Annotated in this window: 13 protein-coding genes and 1 riboswitch; of the genes, 7 read left to right on the forward strand and 6 right to left on the reverse strand. The window is 68.6% G+C overall.

The window, feature by feature from the left end; translation table 11 throughout:
• Positions 1 to 193 precede the first annotated feature (193 nt).
• The 3 genes from NJ1_RS32545 to NJ1_RS32555 all read right to left on the reverse strand — a co-directional run bounded on the left by NJ1_RS32545 (position 194) and on the right by NJ1_RS32555 (position 5,100).
• On the reverse strand, positions 194 to 1,192 hold the full coding sequence (locus tag NJ1_RS32545) for a hypothetical protein (protein WP_157574430.1): 999 nt from the start codon (positions 1,190 to 1,192) through the stop codon (positions 194 to 196).
• Positions 1,193 to 1,611: 419 nt separating this feature from the next.
• The gene (locus tag NJ1_RS32550; RefSeq protein WP_067702317.1) at positions 1,612 to 4,218 is read right to left on the reverse strand and encodes a helix-turn-helix transcriptional regulator; all 2,607 of its coding nucleotides are present in this window, start codon (positions 4,216 to 4,218) and stop codon (positions 1,612 to 1,614) included.
• A gap of 66 nt (positions 4,219 to 4,284) precedes the next feature.
• The gene (locus tag NJ1_RS32555) at positions 4,285 to 5,100 is read right to left on the reverse strand and encodes a helix-turn-helix transcriptional regulator (protein WP_067702320.1); all 816 of its coding nucleotides are present in this window, start codon (positions 5,098 to 5,100) and stop codon (positions 4,285 to 4,287) included.
• A 101-nt stretch (positions 5,101 to 5,201) separates the two neighbouring features.
• On the opposite strand from NJ1_RS32555, the gene NJ1_RS32560 reads away from it, so the two are divergent.
• On the forward strand, positions 5,202 to 5,744 hold the full coding sequence (locus tag NJ1_RS32560) for a YceI family protein (protein ID WP_067702322.1): 543 nt from the start codon (positions 5,202 to 5,204) through the stop codon (positions 5,742 to 5,744).
• 166 nt (positions 5,745 to 5,910) lie between these two features.
• On the opposite strand, the gene NJ1_RS32565 is transcribed toward NJ1_RS32560, so the two are convergent.
• Positions 5,911 to 7,008, reverse strand: a complete 1,098-nt coding sequence (locus NJ1_RS32565) for a CaiB/BaiF CoA transferase family protein (RefSeq protein WP_067702325.1) — start codon at positions 7,006 to 7,008, stop codon at positions 5,911 to 5,913.
• Positions 7,009 to 7,202: 194 nt separating this feature from the next.
• Between NJ1_RS32565 and NJ1_RS32570 the strand changes: the two genes are divergently transcribed.
• Positions 7,203 to 7,685, forward strand: coding sequence for a DUF456 domain-containing protein (locus NJ1_RS32570; RefSeq protein WP_067702328.1), 483 nt, complete (start codon positions 7,203 to 7,205; stop codon positions 7,683 to 7,685).
• 14 nt (positions 7,686 to 7,699) lie between these two features.
• On the opposite strand, the gene NJ1_RS32575 is transcribed toward NJ1_RS32570, so the two are convergent.
• Together NJ1_RS32575 and NJ1_RS32580 are read right to left on the reverse strand one after the other, a co-directional pair.
• Positions 7,700 to 8,767 carry an amidohydrolase family protein gene (locus NJ1_RS32575; protein ID WP_084479090.1) on the reverse strand — a complete coding sequence of 356 codons (1,068 nt, stop codon included), beginning with the start codon at positions 8,765 to 8,767 and terminating at the stop codon, positions 7,700 to 7,702.
• 67 nt (positions 8,768 to 8,834) lie between these two features.
• On the reverse strand, positions 8,835 to 10,256 hold the full coding sequence (locus NJ1_RS32580) for an FAD-dependent oxidoreductase (protein ID WP_067702331.1): 1,422 nt from the start codon (positions 10,254 to 10,256) through the stop codon (positions 8,835 to 8,837).
• A gap of 290 nt (positions 10,257 to 10,546) precedes the next feature.
• On the opposite strand from NJ1_RS32580, the gene NJ1_RS32585 reads away from it, so the two are divergent.
• From NJ1_RS32585 to NJ1_RS32605, 5 genes are all read left to right on the forward strand, one after another.
• Positions 10,547 to 11,056: an Rv0361 family membrane protein gene (locus tag NJ1_RS32585; RefSeq protein WP_067702334.1), complete on the forward strand. Its 510-nt coding sequence runs from the start codon at positions 10,547 to 10,549 to the stop codon at positions 11,054 to 11,056.
• A gap of 103 nt (positions 11,057 to 11,159) precedes the next feature.
• A riboswitch (SAM riboswitch) is annotated at positions 11,160 to 11,275 on the forward strand.
• 15 nt (positions 11,276 to 11,290) lie between these two features.
• Entirely contained in the window at positions 11,291 to 11,713 is a 423-nt protein-coding gene (locus NJ1_RS32590) for a rhodanese-like domain-containing protein (protein WP_067702337.1), read from the forward strand.
• A complete protein-coding gene (locus tag NJ1_RS32595) occupies positions 11,710 to 12,924 on the forward strand; it encodes an O-succinylhomoserine sulfhydrylase (RefSeq protein ID WP_067702414.1) in 1,215 nt (404 codons plus the stop codon). Before NJ1_RS32590 ends, NJ1_RS32595 begins: the two co-directional genes overlap by 4 nt.
• A gap of 207 nt (positions 12,925 to 13,131) precedes the next feature.
• Complete coding sequence (locus NJ1_RS32600) at positions 13,132 to 13,773, forward strand: type 1 glutamine amidotransferase family protein (protein ID WP_067702340.1); 642 nt, start codon at positions 13,132 to 13,134, stop codon at positions 13,771 to 13,773.
• 48 nt (positions 13,774 to 13,821) lie between these two features.
• Positions 13,822 to 14,268 carry a MarR family winged helix-turn-helix transcriptional regulator gene (locus tag NJ1_RS32605; RefSeq protein ID WP_067702343.1) on the forward strand — a complete coding sequence of 149 codons (447 nt, stop codon included), beginning with the start codon at positions 13,822 to 13,824 and terminating at the stop codon, positions 14,266 to 14,268.
• Positions 14,269 to 14,479 lie beyond the last annotated feature (211 nt).

The following is a 14,479-nucleotide window of genomic DNA, read 5'->3' on the forward strand; positions in this document are numbered from 1 at the left end:
GCGCAGCTGAGGTGCACCGTGCTGTAACCATCTGCACCGATGGGCGTGAACGCCGACAGCGGTGGAAGAGCGTCTGCACCAGTGGAATCGGTGCAAACGCTCTGCTTTCCGTCGCTGCCACTTTCCCGGTCATGAGCTGAACGCAGCCTGCCTGCCCCGCTGCGGCCAGAGGGTGTCGGCTCGCGGCACCGGGTCAGACGGTGCCACCGAACGCGGCTCCCGTCGCACCACCGGCGATTCCGCCGACGACGGCTCCGGCGACGGCCGCGGGAATTCCGACGAGTGCTGCGCCCGTGGCCGCGCCTACCGCCGCACCGCCGCCCGCGCCGATCAGCGCGCCGATCGCCGCGCCTTCGGGGGAACCGGCACCGCCGGTGGGGATTGCGGTGACGAGGCCGCCGATCACTCCGCCCGCGAGGGCGCCCACCCCCGCACCGATCACCGCACCCGGTACCGCACCGAACATCGCGGCGGGGACGCCGGCGAGCACCGCTCCGGTCGCTCCACCCATCGCGGCTCCCGCGAGAGTCAGGCCCGCGATCTTGTCGGAGCGGCCGGCGTCGATGCCCACCGAATCCAGGCCGGTCGCGATGGTCGCTTCGATCGCGGCCGCACCGCCGTTCACGGGCCCGAGTACCGCGTCCGGGACGTCGTTTCCGACGGCGGTCATGAACGCGCCGACCCGCAGCATCCGGGGCGGCGGCATGATCGGCGCCACCGGCGTGACCGGTTCGGGGGCATGCAGTTTCCGCCAATCGATGGCCGGTGCCGCTTCCACCTCGGGAATCCGCCGAAAGTTCAACGGGAAGAACGCCTCCGGGCGAGTGGCGGGCGGCGTGGTCACCCCCGGCTGAAACGAATCCGGCCGCGGATTCCGCCCCCGATTCCCGCCCGGCTCGGCGACCCCCGGTAGCGCGACCCCCGGCTGCGTGGGCCGAACCCCGCCCGATGACCCACCGTCCATGCCCGGCAGCATCGGCCGGGCCCCACCCTCTCCGAAAACTCCACCACCCCAGGGCTTCTGCTGCCCCGTGCTCTGCTGCCCGCTGCCGGCCGCCACCGGCGAGACCGGCGCCACCGCATCCCGCTCCCGCACACTCGAACACCCCGCCGCCAACGCCACCGGAATCGCCCCCATCAGAACCACCCGCCGCACAACCCCACCCAGCAACCCGACATCCCGACGATCCATGCCGAACACCACCTTCATCACAGTTGAAACCCACTGTCCGCCAACGCCCGACCAGCCCCGCGAACACTTCTGACCAGGACTTCGTCACCCATCACACCCCGGACAGCCCCACCCCCAACTTCGCACCCCCGACACACCCCACCCATTTCATCCACAGCCCGTCACAACTGTGGATAAGCCGTACCCGCCGCCCCGGCCGGTACCCGCCCTCCGGTCTGGCGCAGCCCGCGAACCCGCCGCAACTCCTCTGGACGAGTACCCCGAGCGGCGAAGAACGGCGGGGTCGCGCATCGGAGGGCGCGTCGCGGATCACGCCGCCGACGGCGAAACCGGCTGCGCCGCTGCCCACTCCGTCGAGGACGGCCGCCGGGATTCCGATGACCGCGCTCCGGGATGATTTCTCGAGCCGGAGATGACGCTCAGGGTTTGGGGGAGTCTCCGCCGAGCATGAGGTCGGCGAGGGCCTCCCGGTCGGTGACGTCGAGTTTGATGCAGGCGCGGTAGAGGTGCCCTTCGACCGTGCGGACGGAGACCGTGAGCCGGTCGGCGATCTGGCGGTTGGACAGGCCCGCCGCGACCAGGTTGGCGATTTCGCGCTCGCGGGTGGTGAGGGGGAGGGGTTGGGCGGATTGGCGCAGGGCGGGGGTGCTGGCCCCACCGCAGGCGGCGGCCAGGCGATTGGCGGTGGCGGCCGATTCCAGCAGGCGGCGGCGGTCACCCGCGCGTTCGTGAGCGGTGGCGGCCTGCGCGGCGGCGTCCGCGGCCGAGAGCAGTACGCCGATTGTCTCGAATTCCGCTGCGGCGGTGTCCAATCCAGGTCCGTCGTGCGCGGCCACCGCCACGGCGTGCCGAGCCTGGACCTGGACGAGGCGTCCGTCCACCCGCGCCGCGAGATCCGCCAAACGGCCCGCGACACCGTGATCGCCGAAGCGCGCGGCGGTGTGCAGCGCCATCGCCTCGATGGCGTGCTGGTGTGACCGCGCCGCGGCATCGGCCGCGCCGAGGGCGAGCCGTATGGCCGGCGTCGCGGTGCCCTCGGCAGCTGCCTGCCAGGCCTTGGCGATCTCCAACTGCGGTTCGTAGACCGCACTGTGCCGTCCCCCGCGCTCGATCGCCGCGGCGATCGATTCCGCGGCGTCCACCGACCGGCCCAGCGCCGAATAGGCCTCGGCCAGGCGAAGTCTCGCCGGGAACATCCACGCCGCGGCCCCCTCGGTGGTGAGCGCGGCGAGCGCCTGTTCGAGATTGTCGATGCCCTGCGGGAAATGCCCCTGGGCCACGTCGACCGTGCCCTGCAGGATCTTCATCATGCCCCACGCCAGGTACTGCCCCGGCGAGGAATACGTGTAAGGGCTTCCGGCACAACGTCTTGCGGCATCGATGTCACCGGTGAAGGTGAGCGCCAATACTTCCGCGTGCGTGGACATGAACTGGTTCAGCCCGTCGATGTGCGAGGCCACGGCATGTCCGCGCGCCGCATACCGCCGCGCCGCGTCACCGCGCCCCATCAGCGCGAGTGCGAGCCCGCCGCCGAAGGCCGCCCACCACACCGCCCACGGCGGCGCGTCCGCGTCGGCCATCACCGGATCGGCCAGCGCGAACGCCTCGTCCAGCTTGTTCTCGTTGACCGCGCAGGCCGAGGCCAAACCGTCCAGCGTGGCCACCACCTTGGGATGCGTGGCCCGGCCGCGCACCGACCCGAGCACCTCGTCGGCGCGATCGGCATCGCCCATGGACCACAACAGATTCGAGACCCGGGTGCTGCCCCAGCGCGCCAGCTGCACCTCGTTCATCTGATCCGGATCGAACCCCGCCAGCGTGCGCTCGGCCTCGATCCGGTGTCCCTGCCACAGCAGTGCGCGGGCCAGCAGGTCCGCGGCTTCCACGCCGCCGCGCCGTTCCACGGCCGCGCGCGCGAACCGTTCGCCCAGTGGCAGATTCGCCAGCGCGATGGCATCGGCCGCTGCCGCCTCGAACAACTCCAGATCGGCGGATTTGTCACTGTCCAAAGCCAATTCGGCCAAGCGGATGCGATCGGCCGCCGAGTGGATGGGCCGCTCCCTGAGCGAGGTGAACAGCCGCCCGCGCAGTCGCCGCGCGGACGCGATCCCCAGTCGCCGCCGGATCACCTCCCCGAACAGCGGATGGTTGTACCGCACCAGCAGCTGGTGACCGTGCTCCACGATCCGTACGACGCCGCGGTTCTCGGCCGTCTCGACGGCGGCCTCACCCGTGAGTTCGGCCAGCACGTCCAGGTCGATGGGTTCGCAGAAGGTGAGCAGTTCCAGTACCCGCAACACGGGCTCGGGCAGTTGCTCCACCCGATCCTCCAGCAGCGCAGCCAATTCCGAGGTGACCGCGGCCCGACCGCGCAACTGCCACACCCCTTTGACCTGCCGCAGCGCACCCGCCTCCAGCGCGCCCTCGACGAGGTGGCGCAGGAAAAGCGCGTTCCCGCCGGAGGATTCCCACATCAGATTGGCGGTGAAGCCCTCGAGCTGTCCGCCCAGCATGGACTCCACCAACTCCACGCTCTGCCGCTGGGTGAACGGCGACAGGTCGATCCGCAGTAGATGCCCGTCCTTCCACAGCGAGGTCACCGCGTCGGGCACCGGAACCCCGCTGCGCACGGTCGCCACCACCATCGCGGCCCTGTCGATGGCCAGTTGCAGCAGCAGCGTCGCGGACAGCTGGTCGAGCAGGTGCGCGTCGTCCACGCCGATGATGGTGTGCCCGTCCGCGAGCAGCGCCTCGCGGGCCGCGGCCATGAAGGTCACCGGATCGTGTGCGGTGTACACCCCGACCATGTGCGCGAACACCCCGAGCGGGATGCTGCGCGCGGATTCGGTGCCCGCCACCCAGCGAATGTTTCCGCCCACGGCGGCGGTCGCCTGCCGTGCCAGTGTGGTCTTGCCGACCCCCGCATCCCCGGTGAGCACGGCTCCGACGAAGTCCCCGCTGGTCAGTGCCGCTCTGATCGATTCGAGCTCGTTCTCTCGTTCGACCAGCGGCCAATTCCGAGCCATGTATTCAACTGTAGTTCTCGTTTCCCTCGTGAGCAGGGGGAACGAAAAGCCCGGAATGTGGGGTTTTTACTCGTTGACCAGCCGCAATCCGGGGCTGCGAACCTGCCTGCGGTCCACCAGCCACACCATGACGCTCTGGTCGGCGGCCGGATCGAGCGTCTCGGCCTCGATCTCGATCTCGCCGCGTTGCGGATGGTCTATCCGCAGGATGAACGAGCGGTGGTCGCTGACCCGATGTTCGCGCCAGCGGCGGGCGAATTCGGGGGTGCGGTTCAGTGCGGTGATGGTGGCGGCGACGGAGGCGTCGTCGGCGAAGCGCGTGTGCGAGGCGCGGAGCGACGAGGTGACCATATCCGCGGCGTCGTCCCAGTTCAGAAAGTATTTGCGCGCGTCGGGGTTGGTGAACAGATAGTGCGCGAAGTTGCCCTGTCCGGCCTCGTCGAACACGCCGAGGGGTTCGGCGAGGTCGCGCCAGGCGGGATTCCAGGCCAGTAGGTCCAGCCAGCGGCCCAGGATGAACGCGGGTGTGGGGTGCAGCGCGTCGATCACGGCCTGCACGGTCTCGGAGACCTGTTCGCGGGCCTGGCCGCTGGACGGGCAGGTCTCCTCCATGCCGAAGGCCAGCTTGCCGAAGTGGTGCCGTTCGATTTCGTTGAGCCGCAACGCATCCGCGAGCGCGCCGAGCACCGCCACGGACGGGTTGGTGTCGCGGCCCTGTTCCAGCCGGGCAAGATAGTCCGAGCTGACCCCGGCGAGCGCGGCGACCTCCTCGCGGCGCAGTCCGGGCGTGCGCCGGCGGCGGCCGACGGGCAGGCCGACCTCCTCGGGCTGCAGCTGGGCCCGGCGTGCGATGAGAAACTCGGCGAATTCGGATCGGGACACCTCACCATGGTGCCTGATCCCGGGCCCGTTATCCCAGCCCTGGCAGGTCCAGGATCAACCCGGTGTGGTTAAGCGGACCTCGGTCCGCTTATTCTTCTCTCATGACGACTTCCGAGCAGACCACCATCGCCCCCGGCTCCTGGACCCTGGACGCCGCCCACTCCTCGGTGAACTTCACCGTCAAGCACCTGGGCATCTCCAAGGTTCGCGGCCGCTTCAACCGCTTCGAGACCGCGTTCGTCGTCGACAACGAGGGCAAGGCCGTGATCGAGGCCACCGTGTACTTCGATTCCTTCGACACCGGCAACGAGTACCGCGACAACCACGTGCGCAGCGCCGACATCCTCGATGTCGCCAACCTCCCGCACCTGACCTTCCGCGTTCCCGAGGGCATCAAGGTCGCCGAGGAGTTCGAGGTCACCGGTGAGGCCACCATCGGCGGCATCACCAAGCCGGTCACCCTCGACGTCGAGTGGGGCGGCGTACAGCTGTTCCCCGGCGACAACAAGAACCACGCGGGCTTCAACGCCACCGGCTCGATCAAGCGCAGCGACTTCAATGTCGCCCCCGGTCTGCCGACCGCCATGCTCAGCGACAAGATCACCGTCGAGCTCGACATCCAGCTCGTCGAGCCGGAGGCCTGAACTCCCTCCACCGCAGCGGATTCAGTGCGGTGGCCGGTGTGATCCGCGCCGCCGCAGCCTGATTCGCTGACCGCAGTGCCGCCGACCGCGGTCGGCACGACGCAGAACAGCCCGCGACCTCAGGTCGCGGGCTGTTGCCGTACGGGGCCGTGTCAGGCCCGAAAGATCAGTCGGCCCAGACCTGTTCGAACGGGGTGCCGACGGTGGGTGGGGGAGTGGGGGTGCCGCCGGGGGTGCGGGAGAACCGCGGCGCGGGCGCGTGCTGCACGATGCCGTCGATCTCGATCAGACCGGTCCGCGCCACGATGTGCTCGTTCTGCTCGGCCTCGCTGAAGGTCAGGACCGGTGTGGTGCAGGCGTCGGTGTCCTTGAAGATGGCCCACCACTCGTCGCGGGTCTTGGTCTTGAACTTCTCGGTGAACAGCTTGCGCAGCTCATCCTGGCCGTTCGGATCGATCTGGAACGGCAGGCCCTCGGGGTCGATCTCCAGGCCCTTCAGGAACTCGGCGTAGAACTGCGGCTCGATGCAGCCGACCGCCATGTACTTGCCGTCGGAGGTCTCGTAGGTGTCGTAGAACGCCATACCGGTGTCGAGCAGGTTGGTGCCGCGCTCGTCGGACCACAGGCCGACGCCCTTCATGCCCCAGATCATGTGCGAGAGCGCCAGCGCGCCGTCGATCATGGCCGAGTCGATGACCTGACCCTTGCCCGAGTTCTGGCGCTCGACCAGCGCGGCCAGGACTCCGAAGACCAGGAACATGGAGCCACCACCGAAGTCCCCGACCATGTTCAGCGGCGGAACGGGACGCTCACCCTTGCGGCCGATGGCATTGAGCACACCGGTCAGCGAGATGTAGTTGATGTCGTGCCCGGCGCGGTCCGAGAGCGGACCGTACTGGCCCCAGCCCGTCATCCGGCCGTAGACCAGGCGCGGATTGCGCTCGAGCGCGGCGTCGGGTCCCAGACCCATGCGCTCGGTCACGCCCGGGCGGAAGCCCTCGAGCAGCACGTCGGCCTTCTCGATCAGCCCGAGCACCTTCTCGATGTCGGCCGGATTCTTGAGGTCGGCCTCCACGATGGTGCGGCCGCGCCACTGCGCGCGCTCCATGAAGCCGGGCAGCTGGTTGGGGCGCTGCACCCGGACCACGTCCGCGCCAAGGTCCGCGAGCAGCAGCGCCGCGTGCGGACCGGGGCCGATGCCGGCCAGTTCAACAACCCGCACGCCCGCGAGCGGGCCCTGCTTGGCGGTGGATGGAGTGCTCACAGGCCCCTACCTCGGTTCAATCGTCGTCGATCATGTGCCCCAGCCCCCGGGGCCGGTGTTGACACTATGACAATAAGTGGTCGGTCCCCCGGAGGGCACCCCCCGAATCCGGCCGCTCGCGTGATCCTCGACGCGCGGCGCTGCGCGCACCGGTAGTGGACAATGCTGGGGAATCTCGAGCTGGAGGAACCGCAGTGAGCGCAATGGGCGAGGTCCTGGTCGGCCTCGCGATTCTGATCGGCCTGCTGGGCATCATCGTGCCGATCCTGCCGGGGGTGATCCTCATCCTGGCCGCGATCCTGGTCTGGGCGATCATGACCGGCGGGACGTCGGCCTGGATCGTATTCGCCATCTGCACAACGCTTCTGGTGATCAGCGGCGTCATCAAGTACACCTGGCCGGGCCGCAGGCTGAAGGAGGCGGGCGTGCCGAACCGCACCCTGCTGCTGGGCGCGGTGTTCGGCATCGTCGGCTTCTTCGTGGTGCCGGTTGTCGGGCTGATCCTGGGATTCGTTCTGGGCGTGTACCTTTCGGAATACCAGCGGATCAAGGAGCATCAGGCCGCGTGGCAGTCGACGATCCACGCGCTCAAGGGCGTGGGCCTGTCGATGCTGATCGAGCTGTTCGGCGCGCTGATGGCGACCGGAGTCTGGCTGATCGCGGCCCTCGCGCTCTGACGCACCGCGCGCGATCAGCCGAACCGGTTGCGGCGGTGCGGATTCCGGCCCTCGCCGGGATTTCGCGGATTCGCCGGGTTTCGCGGGTCGGCCGGATTGCGCGGATCGGCGGGCGTACCGGGGTCGACGGGATTGCGCGGCTGCCCCGGGCGCGGACGGCTGATCTGCCGGGGACGACCCGGTTGACGCGGCGGCCCCGGCTGGATGATCGGAAACGGCACGGTGCTCGGCGGCGGAGTGGGCAATTCCGAGCGATGCAGCCGCAGCGTCGGTGAATCCGATTCCGGGCGGGCCGCCGAGCCGGGCATCGGCAGGGTCGGATTCGGGTCCTGCAAGTGCCGTTCCTTGGCGGGCAGGCGGTAGAAGGCGCGCGCGTTGTCATCCAGCACTCGATGCAGATCCGAACCGACCGCGGTGGCTATGACGTCGATATCGGTGTCCCGGAACGGCCGTCCGGCGCGGGTGCCCGGCAGGTCGGAGCCGAACATGAGCGCTTCGGGGCTGACCGCGTGGATCTTGCGCAGTGCCATCCCGACGTCCATGGCGACGCGGCCGAAGCCCGATGCCTTCACCTTGGCCCCGCGATCGACGAGGTTCAGCAGGTAGGGCAGGCATTCGTCGCTCATGCCCATGTGGTCGATCGCGAGCACGGGAAGTTTGGTGATGACCGGTTCCAGCGAGCCGAGCATGGACCCGTCGATGTACAGCTCGACATGCCAACCGGCCAGCTCGTACGCCCGCAGCGCGAGCATGGTGAGCCCGACGATATCGCCGCCGCCACGCTTGAGGTTGAAGCGCAGCGCGCGAACGCCCGCGCGATCCAGCGCCAGGATCTCCTCGTCGGTCGCGTCCACGTGCAGGTTGGTGACGCCCACCCAGCCCTCGCCCAGTTCGGCGAGGGCCGCGGTCAGCCAGCTCTGATCGGTGCCCTGGAAGGACCCGATGACCACCGCACCACCGTCGATACCCAGGCGCGACATGCGCTTGCGGTAATCGCCGATGGTGTACGGGTCGGGCAGGTAACCTTCGTTCTCGACCAGCGGATACCGCGGATCGATGATGTGGACATGGGCATCGAACACGTGATCAGCATGCCTCACAACGGTGACAAGTGTGGATGACCTTGTCCGCCTGTCGGATTCGTGCAGGTCAGGAGGGGTTGGCGGTCTTGTCCGGCTCGCTGGCCCGGAACATGTCCTCGCGCTCGACGACCTTGACCCGCTCGCGGCCCTCCGGCTCGCCCAGTGCGCGCTCGTGCGCGTCGAGGCGGTACCAGCCGGCCCAGGTGGTGAACGGGACGCCCTTGCCCTCGAGGAAGTCGGTCACCGCGTCCAGCCCCGGCTCGACGGCCGGGGTGAAGTTGGCGGCGTCGTCCAGCAGGCACGCGACGGTCTCGTTGGCATCGCCCTTGGTGTGGCCGATGAGGCCGACCGGGCCACGCTTGATCCAGCCGGTGACGTAGGTCTGCGGCACGTAGCGCTCGGCGCCGTCGGCGTTCTCGTCGGCGAGCACGCGCCCGGCCTCGTTCGGCACGGTCCCGGCCTGCTCGTCGAACGGCAGGGACGGGATGTTCTGCGACAGGTAGCCCACGGCGCGGTACACGGCCTGGATGTCCCAGTCCTTGAATTCGCCTGTGCCCTTGCAGTTTCCGGTGCCGTCGAGCGAGGTGCGCTCGGTGCGCAGACCAACGACCTTGCCGTCGGCGTCGCCGACGATCTCCGACGGGCTCTCGAAGAAGTGCAGGAACAGCTTGTGCGGGCGGGCGCCGACGTCGCGGATCGCCCACTGCTCGAGGGTGTTGCAGATCATGTCGACCTGCTTCGAGTGGCGGCGGGCCGCTTCCGAACCCTCGTCGTAGTCGATGTCCTCGGGATCGACGATGACCTCGATGGTCGGCGAGTGGTCGAGCTCGCGCAGTTCCAGCGGCGTGAACTTGGCCTGAGCCGGTCCACGGCGGCCGAACACGTGCACCTCGAGCGCCTTGTTGGACTTGAGGCCCTCGTAGACGTTCGGCGGGATCTCGGTCGGCAGCAGTTCGTCACCGGTCTTGGCGAGCACGCGCGCCACGTCCAGGGCCACGTTGCCGACGCCGAGAACCGCGACCTTCTCCGCCTCCAGCGGCCAGGTGCGCGGCACGTCCGGGTGGCCGTCGTACCAGGACACGAAGTCGGCGGCGCCGAAGCTGCCGTCCAGTTCGATGCCCTTGATGTCGAGCGCGCGGTCCGCGTTCGCGCCGGTGGAGAAGATGACGGCGTCGTAGAAGCCGCGCAGGTCCTCGAGGGTGATGTCGACGCCGTAGTCGATATTGCCGAGCAGGCGGACCTGCGGCTTGTCGAGCACCTTGTGCAGGGCGGTGATGATGCCCTTGATGCGCGGATGATCCGGCGCGACGCCGTAGCGGATGAGGCCGAACGGCGCGGGCATGCGCTCGTAGAGGTCGATGCTCACTCCGTCGAAACCGGTGGGGGCATCGGACTTCATCAGGGCGTCGGCGGCGTAGATCCCGGCCGGGCCCGCGCCCACGATCGCAATGCGTAGCGGACGAGTAGTCGCTGCACTCTGTTCGGTCATTCTCTCGCGCACCCTTTGGGTCGAAACGATCTTGCCGTCGGTCTTGGCCGTCTTTCTTAGCTTAGGCTAAGTTGACGCCCTGGCTACGGGGTGGTGCCGTCTCCGGCCCCCGACGCTGCAGCGTTGCTGCGTAGTGAGGCTATTCCCGCCGGTAGGCGGGAATTGTCGTGATTCTATCGGTGCGGCCGGACGCCCGACCGCGCCGGTGTGGCGAACCGCCGCGAGGCCCGTTCACGGCGTCGGATGGCGCCGCGCGCCGGACACCCGCGCCGACCAGGCATGATCAAGCCATGGCCGACCCCAGCGAACCCAGCCCCGAATCCGGCGAGCCGACCGGCGATTCCGCCCGTTCGGCGCGTGGATCGGCCGAGGTCACCGCGGAGCCGCCGATCCCGATCGATCAGGGTGAAACCCGGTCCATGCTGCCGTTCCTGGTGGCCGCGGGTGTGATCGTGTTGGTCGTGGCCGGAATCGTGGTCTCCACGCTGCTCTCGCCGGCTGAGAAGAATCTCACAGATTCCGGTCGCGTCGCGATCGCCGCCCGGAACTTCGTCCAATCCCGCAGCGAGACCGACTCGTTCGACGCGAGCACCGCCTGCGCGAATTTCGACGAGAACCGTTCGCCGCTGAATTTCCCCGGTGCGAGCGGCAAGAAGATCGATCTGGTCAAGGTCGAGAACACCGCGATCGAGGGGGACAAGGCCACCGCCGACGTCACCTTCCGGGTCGAGGGCCGCGAATCCACCGGGAATTGGCACTTCACCAGAGCCGACTCCACCTGGCTCGTCTGCACCGCCTGAACGCCTGATGGGGACGGCTGTCGGGGGCTCGCGCACCGCACGCGCGCCCGCGCGTGCGGTGAGGGTTTGACAGCCGGGCCTTGCCTCGGTCAATCTCAACCCAGGTCATGAGTACCAGCGTCAAGCCCCGGCTGGCTGGTCGGCAACCCTCCTCCGCGGTGGGGTGCTCCGGGTGACGACCTGGCCACGCGCCGGACAGCGGCGCGGCAAGTGCGGATTCACAGGAGGTTCGACATGAGCTACGCGGGTGACTTGACGCCGAAGCAGGCGTGGGAACTGTTGCGTGACAACCCGGATGCGGTGCTGGTGGATGTGCGCACCGAGGCCGAGTGGCGCTTCGTCGGCGTGCCCGACACCAGCGGTATCGGCCGTCCGACCAAGCTCATCGAGTGGGTCGACACCACCGGCACGCCCAACAATCGCTTCGTGGACCAGCTGAAGCAGGCTCTCACGGACCGGGATTCGGGTTCGGACGCGCCGGTGATCTTCATCTGTCGTTCCGGGCAGCGGTCCATCGGCGCCGCCACGGCGGCCACCGCGTCCGGATACGAACCCTCCTTCAATGTTTCCGAAGGTTTCGAAGGCGCGCTCGACGCGCAGGGACATCGCGGCAGCAGCGGCTGGCGCGCCGACGGTCTTCCGTGGAGGCAGTCATGATCACCGGTGGTGCGTTCGACAGGCCACTGCCCGAAGGCGTCGGCCCGGCCACCCTGGCGGTGCGCGGCGGCGTCCGGCGTTCGGGTTTCGAGGAGACGTCCGAGGCGCTGTTCCTGTCCTCGGGCTTCGTCTACGAGAGCGCCGAGGCGGCCGAGGCGTCGTTCACCGGCGATATCGAGCACTTCGTCTACTCGCGCTACGGCAATCCGACGGTCGCCATGTTCGAGGAGCGGCTGCGCCTGATCGACGGCGCGGAAGCGTGTTTCGCCACCGCCTCGGGCATGGCCGCGGTCTTCACCGCGCTGGCCGCGCTGCTGGGCAACGGTGACCGGCTGGTCGCGGCGCGCAGCCTGTTCGGCTCCTGCTTCGTGGTGTGCAACGAGATCCTGCCGCGCTGGGGCATCGAGACGGTGTTCGTCGACGGTGAGGACATCGCGCAGTGGGAAGAGGCGCTGTCGGTGCCCACCCAGGCCGTGTTCTTCGAGACCCCGTCCAATCCGATGCAGTCGCTGGTGGACGTCCGCCGCGTCACCGACCTCGCGCATGCCGCGGGCGCGAAGGTGGTGCTGGACAACGTCTTCGCGACGCCGCTGCTGCAGCGCGGGTTCGACCTCGGCGCGGATGTGCTGGTCTACTCCGGCACCAAGCACATCGACGGTCAGGGCCGAGTGCTCGGCGGCGCGATCCTCGGATCGAAGGAATACATCGACGGTCCCGTGAAGAACCTCATGCGGCACACCGGTCCGGCGCTGAGCCCCTTCAACGCCTGGACGCTGCTCAAGGGTCTCGAGACCATGCCGCTGCGGGTGAAGCAGTCCAACTCCTCGGCGCTGCGGATCGCGGAGTTCCTGGAACAGCATCCGGCGGTGTCGTGGGTGAAGTACCCGTTCCTGAAGTCGCATCCGCAGTTCGACCTGGCGCAGGCGCAGATGTCCGGCGGCGGCACCGTGGTCACCTTCGAATTGAAGGCCGCTCCCGAAGAGGCCAAGAAGCGCGCCTTCGAGGTGCTCAACGGACTGCGCATCATCGACATCTCGAACAATCTGGGCGACGCCAAGTCGCTGATCACGCATCCGGCCACCACCACCCACCGGGCCATGGGCGCGGAAGGTCGTGCGGCCGTGGGGATCACGGACGGCGTCGTGCGTATCTCCATCGGTCTGGAGGATGTCGAGGATCTGCTCGGCGACCTCGAGCGCGCACTGGGCTGATTCGCTCGCGCTGAACCCGTAGGCCTTGGGCCGGAACCGTTTTCGACGGTGTTCCGGCCCTTCGTCGTTTCTCCCGGCGACAGCGACTTCGCCGTTGCCGAAGCGGTCGCCGGGTCCATCTCTTGTCATGCCGGGTCGGTCGCTGTGGCGGGCCTCTTTCCGATTCGAATATTGACAGTATGCTGTCAAATATGACAGCATACTGTCATGACGAAGACAGTGCACCTGGCCGTTTACGACACCTTCTCCGATTGGGAGACCGGCTACGCCACCGCTCACATCCACCGCGAGCTGTGGCAGCGGGAACCCGGAACGTGGCAGGTGAAAACGGTGGGACCGAGCATCGAACCGGTCACCTCGATGGGCGGCATGCGGATCGTTCCGGACCTCGCGCTGGCGGATCTCGCGCCGCAGGACAGCGCCATGCTGATCCTGCCCGGCTCGGCCACCTGGGAGACGGGCGCGCTCGCGGCATTCGCGGACAAGGCGCGCGAGTTCCTCGCGGCGGGCGTTCCGGTCGCGGCCATCTGCGGGGCGACCTTCGGACTGGCGAGCGCCGGACTGCTCGACGCCCGCGCGCACACCAGCAATGCGGCGCAATACCTTGCCATGAGCGGATATTCGGGTGGCGAGCACTTCTCGCACGAGCCCGCGGTCATCGACGGTGATCTGATCACCGCGACCGGGACCTCGCCGGTGGACTTCGCCCGTGCGATCTTCGCGCGGCTCGAACTGTTCGAGCCGCGCGTGCTCGAGGCCTGGTTCGCCCTCTATAAAGACAACGACCCGGCCGGTTTCTTCGCGCTCGCCGAATACGAACAGGCCCGAACGGCGGGCCCGGTCGCGTGATGCGGGAGAATCGTCTGCACTCGGCGGGCCCGGCATGCAGGAGGTGAGATGACCCGCTCCGAACAGGACCTGTTCAGCACGGTCGCCATCACCTCTTTCAAGCTGAACGGCCAATTCCTGTCCATCGCAGAGGAATTGGCCCGCCCGGCCGGCATCACCGCCGCCTGGTGGCAGGTGCTGGGGGCGGTGCTGCGCGAACCGCTGCCGGTGGCCGGCATCGCCCGCGAGATGGGGATCACCCGCCAGAGCGTGCAGCGCATCGCCGATCTGCTGGTGGATAAGGGCCTGGCCGAGTATCGGCCGAACCCCGCGCACAAGCGCGCGAAGCTGGTGGCGGTGACCGATGCCGGCCTCGCGGCGGTGCGGCGCATCGACCCGCAGCACGCGGAGATCTCGGCACGGCTCGCCGCGAAACTGGGGCCGGAGCGGCTCGCCGCGATCACCGACGCCCTGACGGAACTGTCCGCCGCTCTGGAGGTGCTGGAAACCGAGTGATCGGGGCATCGTCGCGGCGTGCGGGCTGAGTCGTCGGCACGGTCGGGTGCCCGATGGAACGCCCACGGCTCGGCGGCGTCGGTGTGGCACAGCGTCGACCGTTCCGTCGACGGCCGCCCGCGCACGGCGGTCCTGAACGCGGGGCCGCACATCCAGCCCGTGTGACGAGTTCGGTTCTCCAGCAAATGAACTCGGAGTCACCCGGGATGGG

Origin of the sequence: Nocardia jejuensis NBRC 103114, from assembly GCF_001613145.1 — a bacterium.
In the GTDB taxonomy this organism is placed as follows: domain Bacteria; phylum Actinomycetota; class Actinomycetes; order Mycobacteriales; family Mycobacteriaceae; genus Nocardia; species Nocardia jejuensis.

Coding starts and splice junctions, on each gene's coding strand:
- NJ1_RS32545 (WP_157574430.1), bottom strand. CDS start 1,192: ATGGATCGTCGGGATGTCGGGTTGCTGGGTGGGGTTGTGCGGCGGGTG.
- NJ1_RS32550 (WP_067702317.1), bottom strand. CDS start 4,218: ATGGCTCGGAATTGGCCGCTGGTCGAACGAGAGAACGAGCTCGAATCG.
- NJ1_RS32560 (WP_067702322.1), top strand. CDS start 5,202: ATGACGACTTCCGAGCAGACCACCATCGCCCCCGGCTCCTGGACCCTG.
- NJ1_RS32580 (WP_067702331.1), bottom strand. CDS start 10,256: ATGACCGAACAGAGTGCAGCGACTACTCGTCCGCTACGCATTGCGATC.
- NJ1_RS32585 (WP_067702334.1), top strand. CDS start 10,547: ATGGCCGACCCCAGCGAACCCAGCCCCGAATCCGGCGAGCCGACCGGC.
- NJ1_RS32590 (WP_067702337.1), top strand. CDS start 11,291: ATGAGCTACGCGGGTGACTTGACGCCGAAGCAGGCGTGGGAACTGTTG.
- NJ1_RS32595 (WP_067702414.1), top strand. CDS start 11,710: ATGATCACCGGTGGTGCGTTCGACAGGCCACTGCCCGAAGGCGTCGGC.
- NJ1_RS32600 (WP_067702340.1), top strand. CDS start 13,132: ATGACGAAGACAGTGCACCTGGCCGTTTACGACACCTTCTCCGATTGG.
- NJ1_RS32605 (WP_067702343.1), top strand. CDS start 13,822: ATGACCCGCTCCGAACAGGACCTGTTCAGCACGGTCGCCATCACCTCT.